Origin of the sequence: Halomonas gemina, assembly GCF_023554995.1 — a bacterium.
Taxonomy (GTDB): Bacteria; Pseudomonadota; Gammaproteobacteria; order Pseudomonadales; family Halomonadaceae; genus Halomonas; species Halomonas gemina.
The window spans coordinates 16,175-35,846 of sequence record NZ_JAMJPK010000003.1 but is presented as its reverse complement, the minus strand read 5'-3'; the positions used below and the strand labels follow the sequence as shown (position 1 = coordinate 35,846).

The window sequence follows — 19,672 nt, the reverse complement described above, 5'->3', positions numbered from 1 at the left end:
CGTGGTCATGGGGCGCGTCACTCTTCGGCGCTCTCCTCGCAGGGCTCGGCCTCGAGCAGGCGGATTCGGCGGTTGTCGGCGTTGAGTACCGTGAAGCGCCAGCCACCGATCTCGGTATGCTCGCCGCGTCCCGGCAGGTGGCCGAAACGCTGCATCACCAGGCCACCGAGGGTATCGAATTCGTCGTCGGAGAAGCGGGTGCCGAAGCGGTCGTTGAAGTCCTCGATGGTGGTCAGGGCGCGAATCGCATAGCGCTCGTCCCCCAGCTCGCGGATATCGATCTCCTCGTCGATGTCGTGTTCGTCCTCGATCTCGCCGACGATCTCCTCGAGGATATCCTCGATGGTGACGATGCCCGCCGTACCGCCATACTCGTCCACCACCACGGCCATATGGTTGTGGGTGTCCTGGAACTCCTTGAGCAGGCTGTTGAGGCGCTTGGATTCGGGGACGAACATCGCCGGTCGCAGTATCTCGTCGAGCTGGAAGGGCAGGCCGTTCCCCTGGCCGCTACGCAGCAGCGGGAGCAGGTCCTTGGCCAGCAGGATGCCCTTGACCTCGTCGAGGTTCTCGCCGATCACCGGATAGCGGGAGTGGCCGGTCTCGAGTATCACCGGCAGGTACTCCTCGAGGGGCTGGTCGAGGGCGATGGCGGTGATCTGGGAGCGCGGGATGAGGACCTCGCGCACCTGCTGGTCGCTGATGTTCAGGGCGCCCTCGATGATCATCATGGCGTCCTGGTCGAGCTTGAGGCGGGAACCTGCCTGGCGCAGGAACTCCAGAAGTTCGCCGCGGGAGCTGGGTTCATCGCTATCACTGGACAGGGCGCTGAACAGCTTGTCGAGCCAGGACTTGCTGCCCTGGCTGATCGATCGGTCTTCGCTCATGCGTCGGCTCTCTCGTCCTCGGTATCGGAATCGCGATTCGACGGCGCATAGGGATCGGCGACCCCCAGCGACGAAAGTATCTCACGCTCGAGGGCCTCCATGGCCTCGGCCTCGGTGTCCTCCTGGTGGTCATGGCCCAGCAGGTGCAGGGTGCCATGGACCACCATGTGAGCGTAGTGAGCACGCAGCGACTTGTCCTGCTCCGCGGCCTCGCGGGCCACCACCGGGTGGCAGACCACCAGGTCACCGAGCAGCGGCAGCTCGACCCCGGGCGGGCTCTCGAAGGGGAAGGAGAGCACGTTGGTGGGTCGGTCCCTGCCGCGGTAGTCGCGGTTGAGGGCCTGGCTCTCGGCATCGTCGACGAAGCGGATGGTGAGCTCGTGGCGTGGCTCATCGGCATGGCGCGCCAGCACCGCGGCCACCCAGGCCTCGAGCCGGGCCTTTGACGGCAGGCCGTCGGCCTCGACGGCGACCTGACGGTCGACGAGAAGGGGGCTCATGGGTCGACAGGTCCAGGGTCGTCGTGGCGCTGCTTGTCCTGCCGGACGCGCTCCAGGCGTTCCTGGCGCAGGGTCTCGCGCTCCTCGCGCTGGGCGCGCTCGGAGGCCTCCTGCTCGGCTTCGAAGTGGTCATAGGCCTCGATAATGCGCTGCACCAGCGGGTGGCGGACCACGTCCTTGGCGGCGAAGTGGGTCACGCCGATGCCGGGGGTGCCCTTCAGCACCTCGAGCACCTGGATCAGCCCCGAGGTCTGGCCGCGGGGCAGGTCGACCTGGGTGACGTCGCCGGTGATCACCGCGGTGGAGCCGAAGCCGATGCGGGTCAGGAACATCTTCATCTGTTCGCGGGTGGTGTTCTGGCTCTCGTCGAGGATGATGAAGGCGTTGTTGAGGGTGCGGCCGCGCATGTAGGCCAGCGGGGCGATCTCGATCACCTGGCGCTCGATCAGCTTGGCCACCTGCTCGAAGCCGATCATCTCGTAGAGGGCGTCGTAGAGCGGGCGCAGGTAGGGGTCGATCTTCTGGGCCAGGTCGCCGGGCAAAAAGCCCAGCTTCTCGCCGGCCTCCACGGCCGGGCGCACCAGCAGGATGCGGCGCACTTCCTGCTGGTTGAGCGCCTCTACCGCCGCCGCCACGGCCAGGTAGGTCTTGCCGGTACCCGCCGGGCCGATGCCGAAGTTGATGTCGTGGGCGCGGATGCTCTGCACATAGCCCTGCTGGTTGAGGCCGCGGGGCTTGATCAGCGTGCGCGGGGTGCGCAGCAGCACCTCGTCGTCCGGCTCGATGCCTTCCTCCTCGTCCAGCGCCTCCAGGCCCGATTCCTGCAGGAAGAGGTGAACGGTGTCCGGCTCCAGGTCGCTGGCCTCGGTCTCGCGGTAGAGGTGTTCGAGCACGTTGGCGGCCGCCTTGACGCGAGGGGTCGGCCCGGCGAGCTGGAAGATGTTGCCGCGGTTGCGTAGCGTGATGCCGAGCCGCGATTCGACCAGCTTGAGGTGCTCGTCACGCTGGCCGCAGAGATTGGCCAGGCGACGCGGGTCGTTGGGCTCGAGGTTCAGGGTGACGATGCGGTTGGCCGGAGAAGATGGCTGGCTCAAGAGAGGGGGATCCGTGCAGGGTGAGTGTGGGGTCAGCTTACTGCCCCGGCGCTGGCCGGGGCAATCATGGCCCTCAGAAGCGTGCAGGGGAGGCCAGCTCGCCACGCAGCGAGTTGGGCAGCGCCTCGCTGATCTCCACGTCGACGAAGTAGCCGATCAGCTCGAAGGGGTTGGCGGCACGGAAGTTGACCACGCGGTTGTTCTCGGTACGCCCGGAGAGCTGGCCCGGGTCCTTCGGCGAGAAGCCGGTGACCAGGATGCGCTGGGTGGTGCCTACCATGCGCCGGCTGATCTGCATCGCCTGCTGGTTGATGCGCTCCTGGAGGATGGCCAGGCGCTGCTTCTTGACGCCTTCCGGCGTGTCATCCTCGAGGCTGGCCGCCGGGGTCCCCGGGCGTGCCGAGTAGACGAAGCTGAAGGAGTGGTCGAAGCCGATGCGGTGGATCAGGTCCATGGTGGCCTCGAAGTCCGCCTCGGTCTCGCCGGGAAAGCCGATGATGAAGTCCGAGGAGAAGCTGATGTCCGGGCGCAGCGCGCGGATGCGCTCCATCTTCTCGACGTACTCCTCGACGGTGTGGCCGCGCTTCATGGCCGCGAGCACCCGATCCGAGCCGGCTTGCACCGGAAGGTGCAGGTGGCTGACCAGCTCGGGGATCTCCCCGTAGGCCTCGATCAGGCTGTCGGAGAACTCCACCGGGTGGGAGGTGGTGAAGCGGATCCGGTCGATGCCCTCCACCGCTGCCACGCAGCTGATCAGCTCGGCCAGGTCGATCTCGTCGCCCAGCTGGTTCTCGCCGCGGTAGGCGTTGACGTTCTGGCCCAGCAGGTTGATCTCGCGCACGCCCTGGTCGGCCAGGTGGATCACTTCCTCCATCACCGCCTCGAAGGGGCGCGAGACCTCCTCGCCGCGGGTATAGGGCACCACGCAGAAGGTGCAGTACTTGGAGCAGCCTTCCATCACCGAGACGAAGGCGGTGGCGCCGTCGGAGCTCGGCTTGGGCAGGTGGTCGAACTTCTCGATCTCGGGAAAGGTGACGTCGACCACCGAGATCTGGTCGTTGCGTCGCGAGTCGAGCATGGAGGGCACCCGGTGCAGGGTCTGGGGACCGAACACCATGTCGACATGGGGCGCGCGCTTGCGCAGCGCCTCGCCCTCCTGGCTGGCCACGCAGCCCCCCACGCCGATCACCAGGTCGGGGTTGGCCTCCTTGAGCTTCTTCCAGCGCCCCAGCTGGTGGAACACCTTCTCCTGGGCCTTCTCGCGGATGGAGCAGGTGTTGAGCAGGATGACGTCGGCATCGCGCTCGTCGTCGGTGAGCTCGAGCTGGTGGGATTCGCCGAGCAGATCCGCCATGCGCGCGGAGTCGTACTCGTTCATCTGGCAGCCGTGCGTCTTGATGAAGAGTTTCTTCGCCATAAGGATAGGTCGCGGCATCTGGCGCGACGGTGCACCGGTGGTTGGACGTTGGCAGGCGGCCGAATGGCCACCCGGGACAAGACCCCTCATTATACGCGGCGGCCGCCATCGGGGCCAGCAGCCGGCCGGCGCGACTGTGGTACCCTGTGCGCCTTCGAGGGACGGGCGCGGATGCGTGCCCTGGTCAGAAAGTGACCGGCAGCGGCAAGGGGCGGTCGGCATGCCGGCTGCCGGTGGCTTTCCAGCGGTTTTCCCGATGGTTGTCCACAGCCGCTGTGGGTAACCCGACACCATGAACATCAGCATCGCCGCCGTGGTCGGCAGGGGGCTCGCGTGTTGCCCCCTTGCGACACCGCCGCGATGCGCGAGCCTTGGACAGCCAGGACAACGGCATGACGATACACAGACTCAAGATTCTGACACTGGGCGTTGCGCTCGCGACGCTCCCCCCCATGGTGCATGCCCAGGAGGCGGACGACGGCACTGCCTGGGTGTCGGACGAACTCACCACCTATGTGCGCAGCGGCCCGACCGACGGCTACCGCATCATCGGCACCCTGAGCGCCGGCGAGCCGGTGACGGTACTGGAGACCAGCGGCGACTACAGCCGGGTGGAGGACGCCGACGGCGACGACGTCTGGGTTCTCAGCCGCGAGCTCCAGGAGGAACCCAGCGCCCAGCAGCGACTGCCGGCGCTGGAAGACCGGGTGGCGGAGTTGACCGAGGAGCTTTCCGGTATCAACGACACCTGGGAGAGCCGTACCGCGTCGATGACCGAGACCCTCGAGGTCCGCGAGCGGCGCATCGCCGAACTCGAGGCACGCAACGCGGCGCTCGAGGGGGAGACCGAGCAGTCGCGCGCCACCATCCGCGAGCTCCAGGCCCGCCTGGACACGCAGGAAGAAGACCTGCTGATACGCTACTTCATGTACGGTGGCGGAGTCGCCGGGGGGGGGCTGCTGGTCGGGCTGATCGTGCCCCACCTGCCGCGTCGTCGCCGCAAGCGCGATCGCTGGTTCTGATGCCAGCTCGGCAGGGGGAGTGATGACCAACGACTGGCTGGAGCGCTGGCGCGAGGGGCGCATCGGTTTCCACCGTGACCGGCCCCATCCGGTGCTGGTCCGCCACTGGCCCGACCTGGGCGTGCGGGCCGGCACCAAGGTGCTGGTGCCGCTGTGCGGCAAGAGCCTGGACATGCGCTGGCTGGCGCGCCATGACCACCCGGTGCTGGGCATCGAGCTGGCTGGGCAGGCCATCGAGGCGTTCATCGCCGAGGGCGTGGGGGAGGTGACCCGCTATCGCCAGGCGGGTTTCGACATCTGTCGCCAGGGCAGCGTGGAGCTGTGGTGCGGCGACTTCTTCCACTTCCATATCCAGCAGGCGGCGGAGATCGGGGCCTTCTACGACCGCGCCGCCCTGATCGCCCTGCCGGAAGCCACCCGCCAGCGTTACGCCTTCCACCTGGCCCAGCTGATTCCTCCCGGTGCCCGAGGGCTGCTGATCAGCCTGACCCGCGACCCGGGCGGGCCGCCGTTCAGTGTTCCCGTCGAGGAGGTGCGCGAGCTGTTCGAGCCCAACTTCCGCGTCACCCACCTGGAAGACGGCGAGCCGGAGCCCAACGGCTTTCGCGAGACTGCCTGGGCGCTGGAGCGGCGCGGCCCGCTGGCCTGATTCAGCGGGCCAGCAGCCGACCCAGCTCGGGGTCGCGGAAGGCACGGTCGAGGCCATCGGAGAGCAGCTCGTTGACCATGCGCGTGTTGGCCTCCTTGCCGGGACGCACCGCATAGCTCTGGGTGCGGCGCGAGGTGTAGGTGCCGGTGTAGGTGTTGCCGGCGTTGACTGCCTCGGCGACCAGCACCGCCTCGAGGCGTGCCTCGTCGATGACCGGCCGGCTCTCGCCACGCTCGTAGCCCAGGTGGTCCAGGGTCAGCGTCAGGCTCGGGCGTCCCTCGGTGCGCTCGGTGGTCGGGGTGAAGCCCATTTCCCTGACAGCACGTTCCGCCTCCGCCTGCAGCCGCGGCACCAGTTCGTGGGCGTTGACGGTGATCACGGCGGTGGACATGGCGCTGCCGGTGCGGGTCCCGATCACCTCGCTGTCGCGACCGTCCACGGCCGTCACGGTGACCGCCTGGCCGCTGCCGCTCTGTGGCACCGGGGACGTGCGCTGGGGGTCGAGCTGCAGGTAGTGGGGGCTGGCACAGCCGGCCAGCCAGCCGGTGGCAAGGAGCAGGGCACAGGCTCCCAGGACGTGACGACGCTGCATGGGTGGTCTCCCGATGATGGCAGGGCCCCGAGTATATCCCCCGGTCCGGGTGGCCGAAACCGGTGGTGCGACCCCTCGCGTGTGAGGGGTTACACTGCAGGTATAGCCACAGGAGCCGCGACATGATCCGACCCGCCACCCGGGAGGAGTTCCCGCAGCTTGTCGACATCTGGCTGCGTGCCTCCCGGCAGGCCCACCCCTTCATCCCCGAGGCCTGCTGGAAGGCACGCGCCGATGACATGGCGCTTCGCCGCCTGCCCGCCTGTGAGGTGCAGGTGCTGGAGGCCGGCCGCCGCGTGATCGGCTTCAGCGCCATGCGCGGTGACCACCTCGAGGCGCTGTTCGTGGACCCCGAGGTGCAGAGCTTCGGGCATGGGTCCGGCCTGATGGCCCACGCCATGGAGGGCCACCACTGCATCACCCTGTGGGTCTATTGCCGCAACGTGCGCGCCGTCTCCTTCTACCGGCGGCTGGGTTTCAGCATCGTCGATGAGCGTGAGGACCCGGAGACCGGGGAGCAGGAGTCGCTCATGGCCTGGTCTCGCTGAGGGCGCGGCGAACCCCGCCGAGGCGGCTGGCGAGGTCCTGACTCTCGAGTGGCTCTGGTAGAATGGCCGGGATCGCCTGCACATTCCATGACGGACGACCCCATGACCGACACGACCCGCGACTTCCTCATTGCGCCCTCCATCCTCTCGGCCGACTTCGCCCGGCTGGGCGCGGAGGTGGACGATGTGCTGGCCTCCGGCGCCGATATCGTCCATTTCGACGTGATGGACAACCACTACGTACCGAACCTCACGATCGGGCCCATGGTCTGCGAGGCACTGCGCAAGCACGGGGTGACCGCACCCATCGATGCCCACCTGATGGTCAAGCCGGTGGATCGGCTGATCGGCGACTTCATCGACGCCGGGGCCAGCTACATCACCTTTCATCCGGAGGCCTCCGACCATATCGACCGCTCCCTGCAGCTGATCCGCGATGCGGGTTGCCGGTCGGGCCTGGTGTTCAACCCGGCCACGCCGCTCTCCTTCCTCGACCACGTCATGGACAAGGTCGACATGATCCTGCTGATGAGCGTCAATCCCGGCTTCGGGGGCCAGTCGTTCATTCCCGGGACCCTGGACAAGCTGCGCGAGGCGCGCCGGCGCATCGATGCCTCGGGGCGCACGGTCCGCCTGGAGGTCGACGGCGGAGTGAAGGTCGACAATATTGCCGAGATCGCCCGGGCCGGGGCCGATACCTTCGTGGCCGGCTCGGCGGTCTTCAAGGCGCGCAACGAAGCCGACCCCCACCGCTACGACAGCGTGATCCGCGAGTTCCGCGACCAGCTGGCCAGGGCGTAGGCCGCGGCCGTGGCGGAAGCGGTTCCCGCTCCCCTGTGGTACCTCTACCTGGTCGAGACGGCCGGTGGTGCCCTCTATACCGGGATCACCACCGACGTCACCCGACGCCTGGCCGAGCACCGCGCAGGCCGGGGGGCCAAGGCGCTGCGCGGCAAGGGACCGCTGGTGCTTTGCCACCAGGAACCCGTCGGCAGTCGCAGCGAGGCCTTGCGCCTTGAGGCGCGCCTGAAGCGGCTGACGGCGGCGGCCAAGCGCACCTGGCTGGCAGAGCGCAAGGCGGTGACGGGTATGGTCCCGATGACCTGAGGGTCTATCCGGATGCAGCCCCTGTATCAGTGAAGCTTCATGCGCGGCTTGAGGAAGCGATTGATGCCATCCACCACCACGATGAGGCCCGTCTTGAGCGTGCCGTGGATGGCACGCTGGTGCATGCGGTAGAGCGAGGCGTAGAAGAACTTCGCCAGGTGTCCCTCGATGAACAGGCTGCGTGCGGAGGCGCCGCGCATCAGGCTGCCGATGGCATCAAAGTGAGCCAGCGAGATCAGTGACCCGCGGTCCCGATAGACGAAGGGCTTGAGTGGCTTGCCGTCCAGCTGGGCGCGCAGGTTGCGATAGAGCGTCGCGACCTGCTGGTGGGCGGCCTGGGCGCGGGGCGGTACCGTGCTGTCATCCGCCTGCGGGCAGCTGGCACAGTCCCCCAGGGCGAAGACATGGGGATCCTCCGTGCTCTGCAGGGTCGCCTGGACCTTGAGGCGGTGATTGCGCTCCGTCGGCAGTCCCAGCTCTGAAAGGAAGGACGGTGCCTTGATGCCCGCCGCCCAGACGCCGAGGTCCGTGTCGATACGCTCGCCATCGGCGGTATGAATCGCGTAGGCTTCCACGCGGGTCACGCGGGTGTCGGCATGAACATGCACGCCGAGGCCCTCGAGCTCGCGGTGGACCGCTTGGCTGATGCGCTCGGGCAGGGCCGGCAGGATCCGGGGAGCGGCCTCGATCAGGTGGACCTCGAGGTGGTCACTGTCCAGGTCCGTGACACCGTAGCTGTGCAGCATGCGCGAGGCTTCATGGAGTTCCGCCGCGAGTTCCACCCCGGTGGCGCCGGCGCCGACGATGCCGACGACCATGCGGGCATGACGCTCACTGCCTGGGTCGCTGTGGCGCAGGAAGGTATTGAGCATGTCCCGGCGGAAGGCCTCGGCCTGCTGCGGGCTGTCGAGGAAGTGGCAGTGCTCGCCGACGCCCGGCGTGCCGAAGTCATTACTGACGCTGCCCACCGCCAGCACCAGAAGGTCATATCCCAGCGTGCGGGAGGGCAGTACCTCACTGCCGTCGTCGTCGAGGACGGGAGCCAGGGTCAGGGTGCGGGCCCTGCGGTCGATATCACACAGGGTGCCGCGCTGGAAGCGGTAGCCGTGGGCGCTGGAGTGTCCCTGATAGGAGATCTCGTCGAGCCCCGAGTCCAGTGCGCCGGTGGCGACCTCATGCAGCAGCGGCTTCCAGATATGGGTGGCGTTGCGGTCGACGAGCACGACCTCGGCGCGCTTGCGCTTGCCGAGCTTGCGCCCGAGCCGGGTCACCAGTTCGAGGCCGCCTGCACCACCCCCGACCACGACGATTCTTGGCACACTCATGGAATGACTCCGGTAAGGAATGCAGTTCCAGCATAAGCCCGTGCCGATTTCCTGCCCATGGCCTGTCCGGCATAATATCCGCCCGACCGCATCACGAGAGGCATCATGCACCCCATATTGAACGACATCCGCCTGGTCACCTTCGACCTGGACGGCACCCTGGTCGACTCCGTGCCCGACCTGGCCGCGGCGGTGGATGCCGCCCTCGCGGATCTCGGCATGCCGCCTGCCGGGGAGCCACGAGTGCGAGACTGGGTGGGTAATGGGTCGCTGAAGCTGATGGAGCGCTCCCTGCGGGACGGCCTGGGTCGGGACCCCGATGCGGCGCTACTGGCCCGGGCCCACCAGGGCTTCCTCGACCACTACGGTCGCGACCCGAGCGCCCATACCCGGCTCTACCCCGGGGTGCGGGAAGCACTGGACGCCCTGCGCGACCGGGGGCTGCCCCTGGCGCTGGTGACCAACAAGCCCAGCGCCTTCATCGCGCCGATCCTTGCAGCCTTCAACCTGCAGGCGCACTTCGGCCTCTGCCTGGGGGGCGACAGCCTGGCGCGGAAGAAGCCCGACCCGGCCCCGCTGCAGCATGTAGCGGCCCACTTCGACGTCCCGCCCGCGGCCTGCCTGATGGTCGGTGACTCGCGCCATGACATCGAGGCCGGGCGCGCCGCGGGGTTCCGGACCCTGGCCGTACCCTACGGCTACAACCACGGGGAACCGGTGCGCGATAGCGCCCCGGATGGCGTGGTTGAATCGCTGGCGGAACTCGTTTAACGTGAGTTCGGCTAATGCTATAAGCGCGGCCCAATCAATATGTTATTGCTATAAGACGCGGAAACCCCTCGATGATCAGCCGCATGAAGCCGGACCCCCTCTCGACCGCCGGCGGCGAGATGGCCGCCGTACGACCCCTGCCCCGTTCGCCTGTCCGCGGCGACTGGCGATGGTGACGCTCGCCTCGCGAGCCTGACCCGTGGCGCCCCTGCGCCCGCCATCGCCAACCCGTCACACCGAGGACCCGGGCATGATGACTCCCGAACGCTTCCGTGAGCTGGCCGACGCCGGCTACAACCGCATCCCGGTCACCCGCGAGGTGCTGGCCGATCTCGACACGCCGCTCTCCACCTACCTCAAGCTGGCCGACGAGCCCTGGACCTTCCTGCTGGAGTCCGTGCAGGGTGGCGAGAAGTGGGGGCGCTACTCGATCATCGGGCTGCCCTGCCGCGAGCGTCTCGAGGTGCGTGGCTTCACCGTCAGCCATATCGTCGATGACGAGCTCCAGGGGGCTGGCGAGGTGGAGGACCCGCTGGCCTGGATCGAGCAGTTCCAGGCCCGCTTCAAGGTGCCGCGCCTCGATGACCAGCCGCGCTTCGACGGTGGCCTGGTGGGCTACTTCGGTTACGACACCATCCGCTACATCGAACCGCGCCTGCGGGGCCCCGATGTGCAAGCCAAGCCCGACCCGATCGGCGTGCCGGACATCCTGCTGATGGTCTGCAACGACCTGGTGGTGTTCGACAACCTCTCCGGGCGCCTGACGCTGTGGACGCATGCCGACCCCGCCGAGCCGGAGGCCTACGCCCGCGCCCTGGATCGGCTGGAGCGCCTGGAGATCCGCCTGCGCAGTGCCACCCTCAACACCATCAGCCCCGGCACCGGTCGCGCGGCGGTGGAGGAGGGGCACTTCACCTCGGGCTTCACCGAGGAGGGGTTCAAGGCCGCCGTGGAGAAGATCAAGGAGTACGTGCTGGCCGGCGACGTCATGCAGTGCGTCCCGTCCCAGCGCATGTCGATCCCCTACCAGGCGCCGCCGCTGGACCTCTACCGGGCCCTGCGCAGCCTCAACCCCTCGCCCTACATGTTCTACCTGAACCTCGGCGATCATCAGGTGGCGGGCTCATCGCCGGAGATCCTCACCCGCCTGGAGGAGGGCGAGGTCACGGTGCGACCCATCGCCGGCACCCGCAAGCGCGGCCACAGCGAGGAGGAGGACCGCGCCCTGGAGGCCGACCTGCTGGCCGACCCCAAGGAACTCGCCGAGCACCTGATGCTCATCGACCTGGGGCGCAACGACGTGGGCCGCATCAGCGAGACCGGCTCGGTGAGGGTGACCGACCGGATGGTGGTCGAGCGCTACTCCCACGTGATGCACATCGTCTCCAACGTCGTCGGGCGTCTGAAGCCGGGCCTTTCCGCGATGGACGTGCTGCGGGCCACCTTCCCGGCGGGCACGGTGTCCGGCGCGCCCAAGATCCGGGCACTCGAGATCATCGACGAGGTGGAGCCGGTCAAGCGCGGCGTCTACTCCGGCGCGGTGGGCTACCTCTCCTGGCACGGCAATATGGACACCGCCATCGCCATCCGCACGGCGGTGATCAAGGATGGCCAGCTGCACGTCCAGGCCGGCGCGGGCATCGTCGCCGACTCGGTCCCCGAGATGGAGTGGCAGGAGACGCTCAACAAGGGCCGCGCCCTGTTCCGTGCCGTGGCCATGGCCGAGCGTGGCCTGGACAATCTTGAGTGACCCCTGAATCCTGTCGCCCGGCGCTGGCCGGGCGAGTGCCGGAGAGCCTGCCATGTCCGTGCTGATGATCGATAACTACGACAGCTTCACCTTCAACGTGGTGCAGTACCTGGGGGAGCTGGGCGCCGAGGTGGTGACCCACCGCAACGACGCCATTACCCTGGAGGAGGTCGAGGCCCTGGCCCCGAGCCACCTGGTGATCTCGCCGGGGCCCTGCACCCCCGACGAGGCCGGCATCTCCATGGCGGCGATACGCCGCTTCGCGGGGCGGATCCCCGTACTGGGCATCTGCCTGGGTCACCAGGCCATCGGCCAGGTCTACGGCGGCAAGGTGGTCCGCGCCCCCCAGGTGATGCATGGCAAGACCTCGCGGATCCGCCACCTCGGCCAGGGGGTCTTCTTGGGACTCGAGGACCCGCTGGAGGTGACGCGCTACCATTCGCTGGTGGTGGAGCGAGAGAGCCTGCCCGACTGTCTCGAGATCACCGCCTGGTGCGACGACGACGACGTCACCCCGGGGCTGATCATGGGGCTGCGCCACCGTGAGCTGGATGTCGAGGGCGTGCAGTTCCATCCCGAGTCGATCCTGACCCGCCAGGGCCATGAGCTGCTGGCCAACTTCCTGAAGCGTCGCTGAGCCGTGCCCATGCCAGAGGAGAGCAACGTCATGCAGATGCGAGAGGCCATCGGTGCGGTGATGCGCCGTGAGAACCTGAACTTCGCCGAGACCCATGAGGTGATGCGCCAGATCATGACCGGCGAGGCCAGCGATCCCCAGATCGCCGCCTTCCTGGTGGGCATGGCCATGAAGGGTGAGACCGCCGAGGAGATCAGTGCCGCGGCCCAGGTGATGCGCGAACTGATGAACCCGGTCCGGCTGCAGGCCGACAACGTGGTCGACATCGTGGGCACCGGGGGCGATGGCGCCAACCTCTTCAACGTCTCCACGGCGGCGAGCTTCGTGGTCGCCGCGGGCGGGGCCCATGTCGCCAAGCACGGCAATCGCGGGGTCTCCTCGTCGTCGGGCAGTGCCGACCTCTTCGCCGTGGCCGGCATCAACCTGGACCTGGATGCCGAGCAGGTGGGCCGCTGCATCGAGCAGGTGGGGGTGGGCTTCATGTTCGCCCCCAACCATCACCCGGCGATGCGCTATGCCGTGGGCCCGCGTCGCGAGATGGGGGTGCGCACCCTGTTCAACATCCTGGGGCCGCTGACCAATCCCGCCGGTGCCCCCAACCAGGTACTGGGGGTCTATGCGCCCGAGCTGGTGCCGCTGATGGCCGAGGTGCTCCGCCGCCTGGGCAGCGAGCACGTGCTGGTGGTGCATGCCGAGGACGGCCTCGACGAGATCTCGCTGGCGCAGCCGACGCTGGTCGCCGAACTGAAGGAGGGCGAGGTCCGCGAGTACACCATCGCTCCCGAGGACTTCGGCATCGAGCGCCAATCCCTGGACCCGCTGCGGGTCAAGACCGCCGAGGACAGCCTGCGGCTGGTCGAACAGGCCCTGGTGGGCGAGGGGCCGGCGGCGGATATCGTCGCGCTCAACGCCGGCGCGGCCCTCTATGCCTCGGGCGTGGCCGACAGCCTCGCGGAGGGCGTGGCCATGGCCCAGGACGCCCAGGCCTCGAAGTTGCCCCTCGAGAAGCTCAGGGAACTCGCCAACTTCACCCGCGTGTTCACCCAGTGAGGCCCGACATGACCGAATCCCGTCCCCTGCCCACCATCCTCGAGCGCATCCTGGCCCGCAAGGAGGAAGAGGTCGCCGAACGGCGCCGCGTTGTCTCCGAGCAGGAGCTGCTGCGCCTGGCCGCCGAACAGGCAGCGCCGCGGGGCTTTGTCGCCGCGCTTGACCGTGCCATCCAGGCCGGCGACCCGGCGGTGATCGCCGAGATCAAGAAGGCCTCGCCCTCCAAGGGGGTGATCTGCGAGGACTTCCGCCCCGGCGAGATCGCGGCGAGCTACGCCGAGGGCGGAGCGGCCTGCCTCTCGGTGCTCACCGATGCCGACTTCTTCCAGGGCCACGAGGACTTCCTGATCGAGGCGCGCGAGGCCTGCGAGCTACCGGTGATCCGCAAGGACTTCATCACCCACGGCTACCAGGTCAGCGAGGCCCGCGCCCTGGGTGCCGACTGCATCCTGTTGATCGTCGCCGCCCTCGACGACGCCCGCATGGCGGACCTGCATCGACAGGCCGTGGCGCTGGGGATGGACGTGCTGGTGGAGGTCCACGACGCCCTGGAACTCGACCGGGCCCTCAAGCTCGACCTCGCCCTGGTGGGCATCAACAATCGCGACCTGCACACCTTCGACACCCGGCTCGAGACCACCCTGGAGCTGCTGCCGCGGATTCCCCCCGGCGTCAGCGTGGTCACCGAGTCCGGCATCCATACCCGCGACGACGTGCTGCGCATGCGCGAACACGACGTCAATGCCTTCCTGGTGGGCGAGGCCTTCATGCGCGAGGCCGACCCCGGTCAGGCGCTGCGGCGACTCTTCTTCTGATCGACCGTCCTGCGCGAGCGACAGCGGGCAGCCTTTGGGCTGCCCGCTGTCGTATCCGGTCGCGGGCACGGTTCAGAAGGCGGGAGAGTCCGCATAGACCAGGCTGATCAGGCTCTCTCCCGGTAGCGGTTCGAGCGGTGACTGGTCGCTGGCGACGCGGATCCGGTCCTGGGCATCGATGCAGAACAGCGGCAGCAGGCGATGCGCATGGGTCGTGACATAGGCGTCCACGTCGAAGGTCTCATGCAGTCGCGTGGTTCTCACTTCCGCCCCCTGGGCCACCAGGCTCGCCAGCTTGTCCCAGGTGACCGCCTCGCCGAACAGGCGCGGCAGCTCGGTCAGTTGCCTGGGGCGCTCCCGCGAGGAAGCCTGCTCCCCACTGACCTCGACGCGAAAGACCTTGCCGTGGCCCAGCACCCCCTCGAAGTGCAGGGCGGCCAGGTCGTTCTGCTCGCGATAGGGCGAGAGCGGCAGGAAGTGGCCCAGACCGGCCATCTCCAGGTGCTCCTGGGCATGTTCCGAGGCCGGGTTGCCGAAATAGGTCGGCAGGCCCGCCATGCGGGCCGCCTCGAGGGCGTCCCGGTCATGGTCGCAGAGGCGCACCGCGAAGCCGGCCTCCTGGAGCGCCTGGCCCATGGCACGCGCCACCGGGTTGGCGCCGAGGATCAGGAAGCCCCGCGGCGGCGGCGTGGTGACGCCGAGGGCTTGGGCGATGGGGCGCGAGAGCAGGCTCTGGATCACTACCGTGGCGATGATCACCAGGAAGGTCACCGGCACCAGCATTGCTGCGCCTTCGATGCCCTCTACCTCGAGCTTGAGGGCGAACAGCGAGGCCACCGCCGCCGCCACGATGCCCCGTGGCGAGACCCAGGCCAGCAGCGCCTTCTCCCGCCAGTCGAGTCCGCTGCCCGCCGTGCAGAGCCAGACGGTCAGCGGCCGTGCCACCAGCATCAGCACGGCGAGGTAGGCCCAGGCCGGCCAGCCCAGAAGGGCCAGTTGATCGAGGCCGAGCCGAGCGGCGAGCAGGATGAAGAGGCCCGAGATCAGCAGTACCGACAGGGTCTCCTTGAACTCGACGATGGGCCCGGTGGGTACCCGTGGCATGTTGGCCATCCATACGCCCATCACCGTGACGGTCAGTAGGCCGGACTCGTGGAAGAGCTGGTTGGAGAGGGTATAGAGGGTCAGCATGACCATCAGGGTGCCGAAGCTGTGCAGCTGGCGCGGCAGCCAGTGGTGGCGCAGCACGCAGCCCCAGAGGTAACCGCCCAGGCCGCCCAGGCCGAAGCCGATCAGGGCGGTCAGGCCGAACAGCCCCAGGGTATGCATGAAGGCCTCCCCCGAGGCGCCGATGACCACGTACTCGTAGACCAGCACCGCGCCGATGGCGCCGATGGGATCGATGAGGATGCCCTCCCAGCGCAGGATCTGGGACAGGGACTGCTTGGCGCGCAGGGTCTCGAGCAGGGGCAGTACGACGGTGGGGCCGGTGACCACCAGTAGGGCACCGAGCACGCTGGCCATTCCCCATGACAGCTCGAGCAGCCAGCGGGCGGCGAGGGTGCTGATCACCGCCGTGATCAGCACGCCCCAGGTCACCAGGCGACGCACCGTATGGCCGTGGCCACGCAGCTCGGCGAAGCTCAGGGTCAGGCTGCCCTCGAAGAGGATCACCGCCACGGCCAGCGAGACCAGCGGGAAGAGCAGGTCGCCGAGCAGGGCGTCGGGGTCGAGCAGGCCGGTGATCGGCCCGATCAGGATGCCGATGAGCAGCAGCGGTAGGATGGCGGGGACCTTGAGCCGCCAGGCTAGCCACTGGCAGGCGAGGGAGAGCAGACCGATGCCGGTGAGCAGGACGGCGGGGCTTTCCATGGCGAGCTTCCTGGCGAGGGGGCAGTCTGCAGATTAGTCACTGCCGATGGGTCCGACAATCGCCGCGTCGCGCCTGGGCTCAGCGCTGGAAGAGCCAGAGGAGCGCCGAGATCGCCAGGCTGACCAGGATCATGGTGGTGATCGGGAAGTAGAAGGTGAGGTTCTCGCGGCGGATCACGACGTCACCGGGCAGGTGGCCGAGGGGCAGCCGCGACAGCCAGGGCCAGAGCAGGCCGATGGCGACGATCAGCAGCCCGACGAGGATCAGGGTGCGGTTCATGCCTCTTGCCTCCTGTCGCGACATGCCGAGGGCGGCCCGCCGACAGGGCCGGCGGGCGAAGGGTCGCTATCGGCTCCGCTTGAGCACCGCCAGCAGGGCCTGCAGCGGATGGGACAGGCCCTGGTCCGAGAACCGCTTCACCTGGCTGCGGCAGGAGTAGCCGGTGGCCAGCAGGCGACCGGCGCTGGCCTCGTCCTCCACCACCGGCTGCCACGACTGGGCGTAGATGGTCCGGGATGTCTCGCGGTTGCGCGCCTCGTGGCCGTAGGTGCCCGACATGCCGCAGCAGCCGGTGGCGACCAGTTCAAGCTCCAGGCCGAAGGCGGCAAACAGCTGCTGCCAGGCCTTCGGGCTGCCCGGGGCGTTGGTCTTCTCGGTGCAGTGGGAGAGCAGCCGGAAGCCCGGGTCATCGACGCTCAGGCCAGGGGGTGCCAGCCGGGCGGCCTGGGTCACCAGCCACTCCTGCAGCATCAGCACCTCGGGCACGGCGTTCGGGCCCAGCGCCTTCACGTACTCCTGGCGATAGGTCAGGGTCATGGCCGGGTCGATGCCCACCAGCGGCACGCCGAACTCGGCCAGGGTCCTGAGGTGTCTGGCCTGCTTCTCGGCGGTACGCTCGAAGGCGCCCAGGAAGCCCTGGACATCGAGCGGCTTGCCGTTGGGCGAGTAGGGCGCGACGAAGACCCGCACGTCCAGGCGTGAGAGCAGTTCGACGATATCCATCACCAGCCTGGCCTCGAAGTGGCTGGTGAAGGCGTCCTGGACGAGCACCACGCTGCGGGCCTTCTGCGCCTCGGTGAGCAGGCCGAGCGACGTCGGGGTTGCCTCGGCCACGCCCCAGGCGGCGAGCTGCTTCTTCAGGCTGGCGCGGGAGAGGCGCGGGCTGTCCACCAGGCCGAGCGGCCCGGCCAGCAGGCGGCCGACCAGGCGGTTGCCCAGGGCGGCGTTATAGAGCGGCGCCACCCGGGCCAGCGTCGGCACCAGGAACTCCATGCCGCCCACCAGGTAGTCGCCCAGCGGGCGCAGGTAGCGGCCGTGGTAGACCTCGAGGAAGCGCGAGCGGGAGTCCGGGACATTGACCTTGACCGGGCACTGCCCGGCGCAGGACTTGCAGGCCAGACACCCCGCCATGGCGTCATACACCTGGTGGGAGAAGTCCTCCTCGCCGCGCCGCCTGGCCAGGGTATTCCTGAGTCGCAGCGGGAAGTCCCTGACGAAGCCCCAGACGCCCTCGGCCTTCTTCTTTCTCGACTCCTCGACCAGGTCGACGCCGGCCTCGCCCTGCAGGCGCAGCCACTCGCGGATCAGGCTGGCGCGCCCCTTGGGCGAGTGGATGCGGTCGCGGGTGGCCTTCCACGACGGGCACATGGCGTCATCGGGGTCGTAGTTGTAGCAGGCGCCGTTGCCGTTGCAGTAGACCGTGGCGGCGTGGGCCTGCCAGACCCGCTCGTTGATCTGGCGGTCGAACTGGCCGCGGGTGGGTACGCCGTCGATGGTCAGCAGGTTGGGGTCGACCCAGGTCACGGGCTGTGCCTCGATGTCTCGGGAGACGGCGAGTGGCGAGGCGATCTTGCCGGGGTTGAGCTGGTTGTGGGGGTCGAAGGCCGCCTTGACCCGCTGCAGGCTGGGGTAGAGTTCACCGAAGAACGTCGGCGAATACTCCGAGCGCACACCCTTGCCGTGCTCCCCCCACAGCAAACCGTGGTACTTGCGGGTCAGCTCGGCCACCTCGTCGGAGACCTCGCGGATCAGCCGCTCCTGGGCCGGGTCCTTCATGTCGATGGCCGGCCGCACGTGCAGCACCCCGGCGTCCACGTGGCCGAACATGCCGTAGGCGAGGCCGCGGGCGTCCAGGGCAGCGCGGAACTCACTGATGAAGTCGGCCAGGTGCTCCGGTGGCACCGCGGTGTCCTCGACGAAGGGAATCGGGCGTTTCTCGCCCTTGGCGTTCCCCAGCAGGCCCACGGCGCGCTTGCGCATCCCGTAGACCCGCTGGATCTGCTCGCGCCCCTCGGCCAGCGTATAACCCAGGCGGGGCACGCTTTCGTCCGCCTCCAGGTGACGGCAGAAGGCGGCGACGCGATCATTCAGCCGCTCGGGGTCGTCGTCGTTGAACTCCACCAGGTTGATGCCGCGCACCGGCGTCTCTCCCGAGGGAAAGAATGCCGCCACGCTGTCCCAGACGAAGTCCTCCATGGCCAGCATCAGCACGGTGTCGTCCACCGTCTCGATGGAGGTGGGCTGCGCGCTGCTTGCCATCAGCGCCTTGGCATCGCGCAGGGCCTCCATGAAGCCGGCATAGCGCACGTTGACCAGGGTCGAGTGCTTCGGGATCGGCAGCACCTTAAGCACCGCCTCGTCGAGCAGGCCCAGCGAGCCCTCCGAGCCGCACAGCAGGCTGTTGATGTCGAGGCGACCCTCGGCGTCGCGCAGGTGCGCCAGGTCGTAGCCGGTCAGGCAGCGGTTGAGCGGCGGAAACTTCTCGGCGATCAGCGCACCCTGGGTATCGATGATCTCCCGGGCCGTGCGGAAGGCGCGGCCGGTGGCATCAGCACGCCCACACAGCGCCGTGAGCTCGGGCTCCTCCACCGGGCGGCTTACCAGGCGCTCGCCGCCCAGCAGCAGGGTCTCGAGCTCGAGCACATGGTCACGGGTCTTGCCGTACTCGCAGCTCCCCTGGCCGCTGGCGTCGGTTGCGATCATGCCGCCGATGGTGGCGCGGTTGGAGGTGGAGAGGTCCGGGGCGAAGAAGAGCCCGTGGGGCTTCAGCGCCGCATTGAGCTGGTCCTTGACCACGCCGGCCTGGACCCGCACCCGGCGCTTCTCCACGTCGATCTCGAGGATCGCGTTCATGTGCCGCGAGACATCCACCACCAGGCCGTCGGTGAGCGACTGGCCGTTGGTGCCGGTGCCGCCGCCACGGGGTGTCAGGGCCACCTGGCGGTGCTCGTCACGGCCGGCCAGTCGGGCGATGCGTTCGAGGTCGGCACCGTGCCTGGGATAGAGCACGGCCTGGGGCAGGCGTTGGTAGATGGAGTTGTCGGTGGCCAGCACCGTGCGGGCGGCATAGTCCGGGGCGATCTCGCCCTCGAAGCCCGCCTCGCGCAGGGCATCCAGGAAGCGCAGGTAGGGAGCGGCGAGGCCCTCGATGCGGCGCGAGTCGGCGGTATCCAGTCGTGCGATCATGGCGCTCTTGTCTGGGGAGTAGAGAATGGCGTTACTCTACCGCGAGAGGGTGGTGCCGCGCATCCCGATGGCCGGGCTTCCCGGGCGACGGGGGGCGCGTGGCGCCGCTGTGGCCTTTTGCCTACAATGGTCGCCCTGTTTGCCGATGCCCTTGCCGGCGCTCCCGGCCC

At 68.4% G+C, this 19,672-nt stretch carries 19 protein-coding genes; 10 read left to right on the top strand and 9 right to left on the bottom strand.

Annotation, left to right across the window (positions count from 1 at the left end):
- Positions 1-17 precede the first annotated feature (17 nt).
- The 4 genes from M8009_RS06875 to miaB all read right to left on the bottom strand — a co-directional run bounded on the left by M8009_RS06875 (position 18) and on the right by miaB (position 3,898).
- Positions 18-887, bottom strand: coding sequence for a CorC family transporter (locus M8009_RS06875; RefSeq protein ID WP_250060093.1), 870 nt, complete (start codon positions 885-887; stop codon positions 18-20).
- Positions 884-1,387: an rRNA maturation RNase YbeY gene (ybeY, locus tag M8009_RS06870; protein WP_250060092.1), complete on the bottom strand. Its 504-nt coding sequence runs from the start codon at positions 1,385-1,387 to the stop codon at positions 884-886. The genes M8009_RS06875 and ybeY overlap by 4 nt, the downstream gene beginning before the upstream one ends.
- A complete protein-coding gene (locus M8009_RS06865) occupies positions 1,384-2,481 on the bottom strand; it encodes a PhoH family protein (RefSeq protein ID WP_250060091.1) in 1,098 nt (365 codons plus the stop codon). Before M8009_RS06865 ends, ybeY begins: the two co-directional genes overlap by 4 nt.
- Before the next feature lie 73 nt (positions 2,482-2,554).
- Complete coding sequence (gene miaB, locus M8009_RS06860) at positions 2,555-3,898, bottom strand: tRNA (N6-isopentenyl adenosine(37)-C2)-methylthiotransferase MiaB (protein ID WP_250060090.1); 1,344 nt, start codon at positions 3,896-3,898, stop codon at positions 2,555-2,557.
- A 452-nt stretch (positions 3,899-4,350) separates the two neighbouring features.
- Between miaB and M8009_RS06855 the strand changes: the two genes are divergently transcribed.
- Positions 4,351-4,920 carry a TIGR04211 family SH3 domain-containing protein gene (locus M8009_RS06855; RefSeq protein ID WP_250060546.1) on the top strand — a complete coding sequence of 190 codons (570 nt, stop codon included), beginning with the start codon at positions 4,351-4,353 and terminating at the stop codon, positions 4,918-4,920.
- Between the two features lie 22 nt (positions 4,921-4,942).
- Positions 4,943-5,569, top strand: a complete 627-nt coding sequence (locus tag M8009_RS06850) for a class I SAM-dependent methyltransferase (protein ID WP_250060089.1) — start codon at positions 4,943-4,945, stop codon at positions 5,567-5,569.
- Between the two features lies 1 nt (position 5,570).
- On the opposite strand, the gene M8009_RS06845 is transcribed toward M8009_RS06850, so the two are convergent.
- The gene (locus M8009_RS06845; RefSeq protein ID WP_250060088.1) at positions 5,571-6,161 is read right to left on the bottom strand and encodes a YajG family lipoprotein; all 591 of its coding nucleotides are present in this window, start codon (positions 6,159-6,161) and stop codon (positions 5,571-5,573) included.
- 122 nt (positions 6,162-6,283) lie between these two features.
- Here M8009_RS06845 and M8009_RS06840 point away from each other — a divergent pair, with 122 nt between their 5' ends.
- The 3 genes from M8009_RS06840 (at position 6,284) to M8009_RS06830 (ending at position 7,816) form a co-directional block, all read left to right on the top strand.
- On the top strand, positions 6,284-6,709 hold the full coding sequence (locus M8009_RS06840; protein WP_250060087.1) for a GNAT family N-acetyltransferase: 426 nt from the start codon (positions 6,284-6,286) through the stop codon (positions 6,707-6,709).
- A gap of 102 nt (positions 6,710-6,811) precedes the next feature.
- On the top strand, positions 6,812-7,510 hold the full coding sequence (rpe, locus tag M8009_RS06835) for a ribulose-phosphate 3-epimerase (RefSeq protein WP_250060086.1): 699 nt from the start codon (positions 6,812-6,814) through the stop codon (positions 7,508-7,510).
- A gap of 9 nt (positions 7,511-7,519) precedes the next feature.
- Positions 7,520-7,816, top strand: coding sequence for a GIY-YIG nuclease family protein (locus M8009_RS06830; RefSeq protein WP_250060085.1), 297 nt, complete (start codon positions 7,520-7,522; stop codon positions 7,814-7,816).
- A gap of 26 nt (positions 7,817-7,842) precedes the next feature.
- Here the strand turns inward: M8009_RS06830 and M8009_RS06825 are convergent, their stop codons facing one another.
- Positions 7,843-9,141 (bottom strand): NAD(P)/FAD-dependent oxidoreductase, encoded by a 1,299-nt coding sequence (locus M8009_RS06825; RefSeq protein WP_250060084.1) that lies wholly within the window; start codon positions 9,139-9,141, stop codon positions 7,843-7,845.
- Positions 9,142-9,246: 105 nt separating this feature from the next.
- Here M8009_RS06825 and M8009_RS06820 point away from each other — a divergent pair, with 105 nt between their 5' ends.
- From M8009_RS06820 to trpC, 5 genes are all read left to right on the top strand, one after another.
- Positions 9,247-9,912: a phosphoglycolate phosphatase gene (locus tag M8009_RS06820; RefSeq protein WP_250060083.1), complete on the top strand. Its 666-nt coding sequence runs from the start codon at positions 9,247-9,249 to the stop codon at positions 9,910-9,912.
- A 253-nt stretch (positions 9,913-10,165) separates the two neighbouring features.
- Positions 10,166-11,662 carry an anthranilate synthase component I gene (trpE, locus tag M8009_RS06815; RefSeq protein ID WP_250060545.1) on the top strand — a complete coding sequence of 499 codons (1,497 nt, stop codon included), beginning with the start codon at positions 10,166-10,168 and terminating at the stop codon, positions 11,660-11,662.
- 52 nt (positions 11,663-11,714) lie between these two features.
- The gene (locus M8009_RS06810; protein WP_250060082.1) at positions 11,715-12,299 is read left to right on the top strand and encodes an anthranilate synthase component II; all 585 of its coding nucleotides are present in this window, start codon (positions 11,715-11,717) and stop codon (positions 12,297-12,299) included.
- A gap of 30 nt (positions 12,300-12,329) precedes the next feature.
- Positions 12,330-13,349, top strand: a complete 1,020-nt coding sequence (trpD, locus tag M8009_RS06805; protein ID WP_250060081.1) for an anthranilate phosphoribosyltransferase — start codon at positions 12,330-12,332, stop codon at positions 13,347-13,349.
- 8 nt (positions 13,350-13,357) lie between these two features.
- Positions 13,358-14,164 (top strand): indole-3-glycerol phosphate synthase TrpC, encoded by an 807-nt coding sequence (gene trpC / locus M8009_RS06800; RefSeq protein ID WP_250060080.1) that lies wholly within the window; start codon positions 13,358-13,360, stop codon positions 14,162-14,164.
- A gap of 72 nt (positions 14,165-14,236) precedes the next feature.
- On the opposite strand, the gene M8009_RS06795 is transcribed toward trpC, so the two are convergent.
- The 3 genes from M8009_RS06795 to ydiJ form a co-directional block, all read right to left on the bottom strand.
- The gene (locus M8009_RS06795; RefSeq protein WP_250060079.1) at positions 14,237-16,036 is read right to left on the bottom strand and encodes a cation:proton antiporter; all 1,800 of its coding nucleotides are present in this window, start codon (positions 16,034-16,036) and stop codon (positions 14,237-14,239) included.
- Positions 16,037-16,115: 79 nt separating this feature from the next.
- Positions 16,116-16,316, bottom strand: a complete 201-nt coding sequence (locus M8009_RS06790) for a DUF2905 domain-containing protein (RefSeq protein WP_250060078.1) — start codon at positions 16,314-16,316, stop codon at positions 16,116-16,118.
- Positions 16,317-16,382: 66 nt separating this feature from the next.
- Positions 16,383-19,502, bottom strand: coding sequence for a D-2-hydroxyglutarate dehydrogenase YdiJ (gene ydiJ / locus M8009_RS06785; protein ID WP_250060077.1), 3,120 nt, complete (start codon positions 19,500-19,502; stop codon positions 16,383-16,385).
- Between the last annotated feature and the right edge of the window lie 170 nt (positions 19,503-19,672).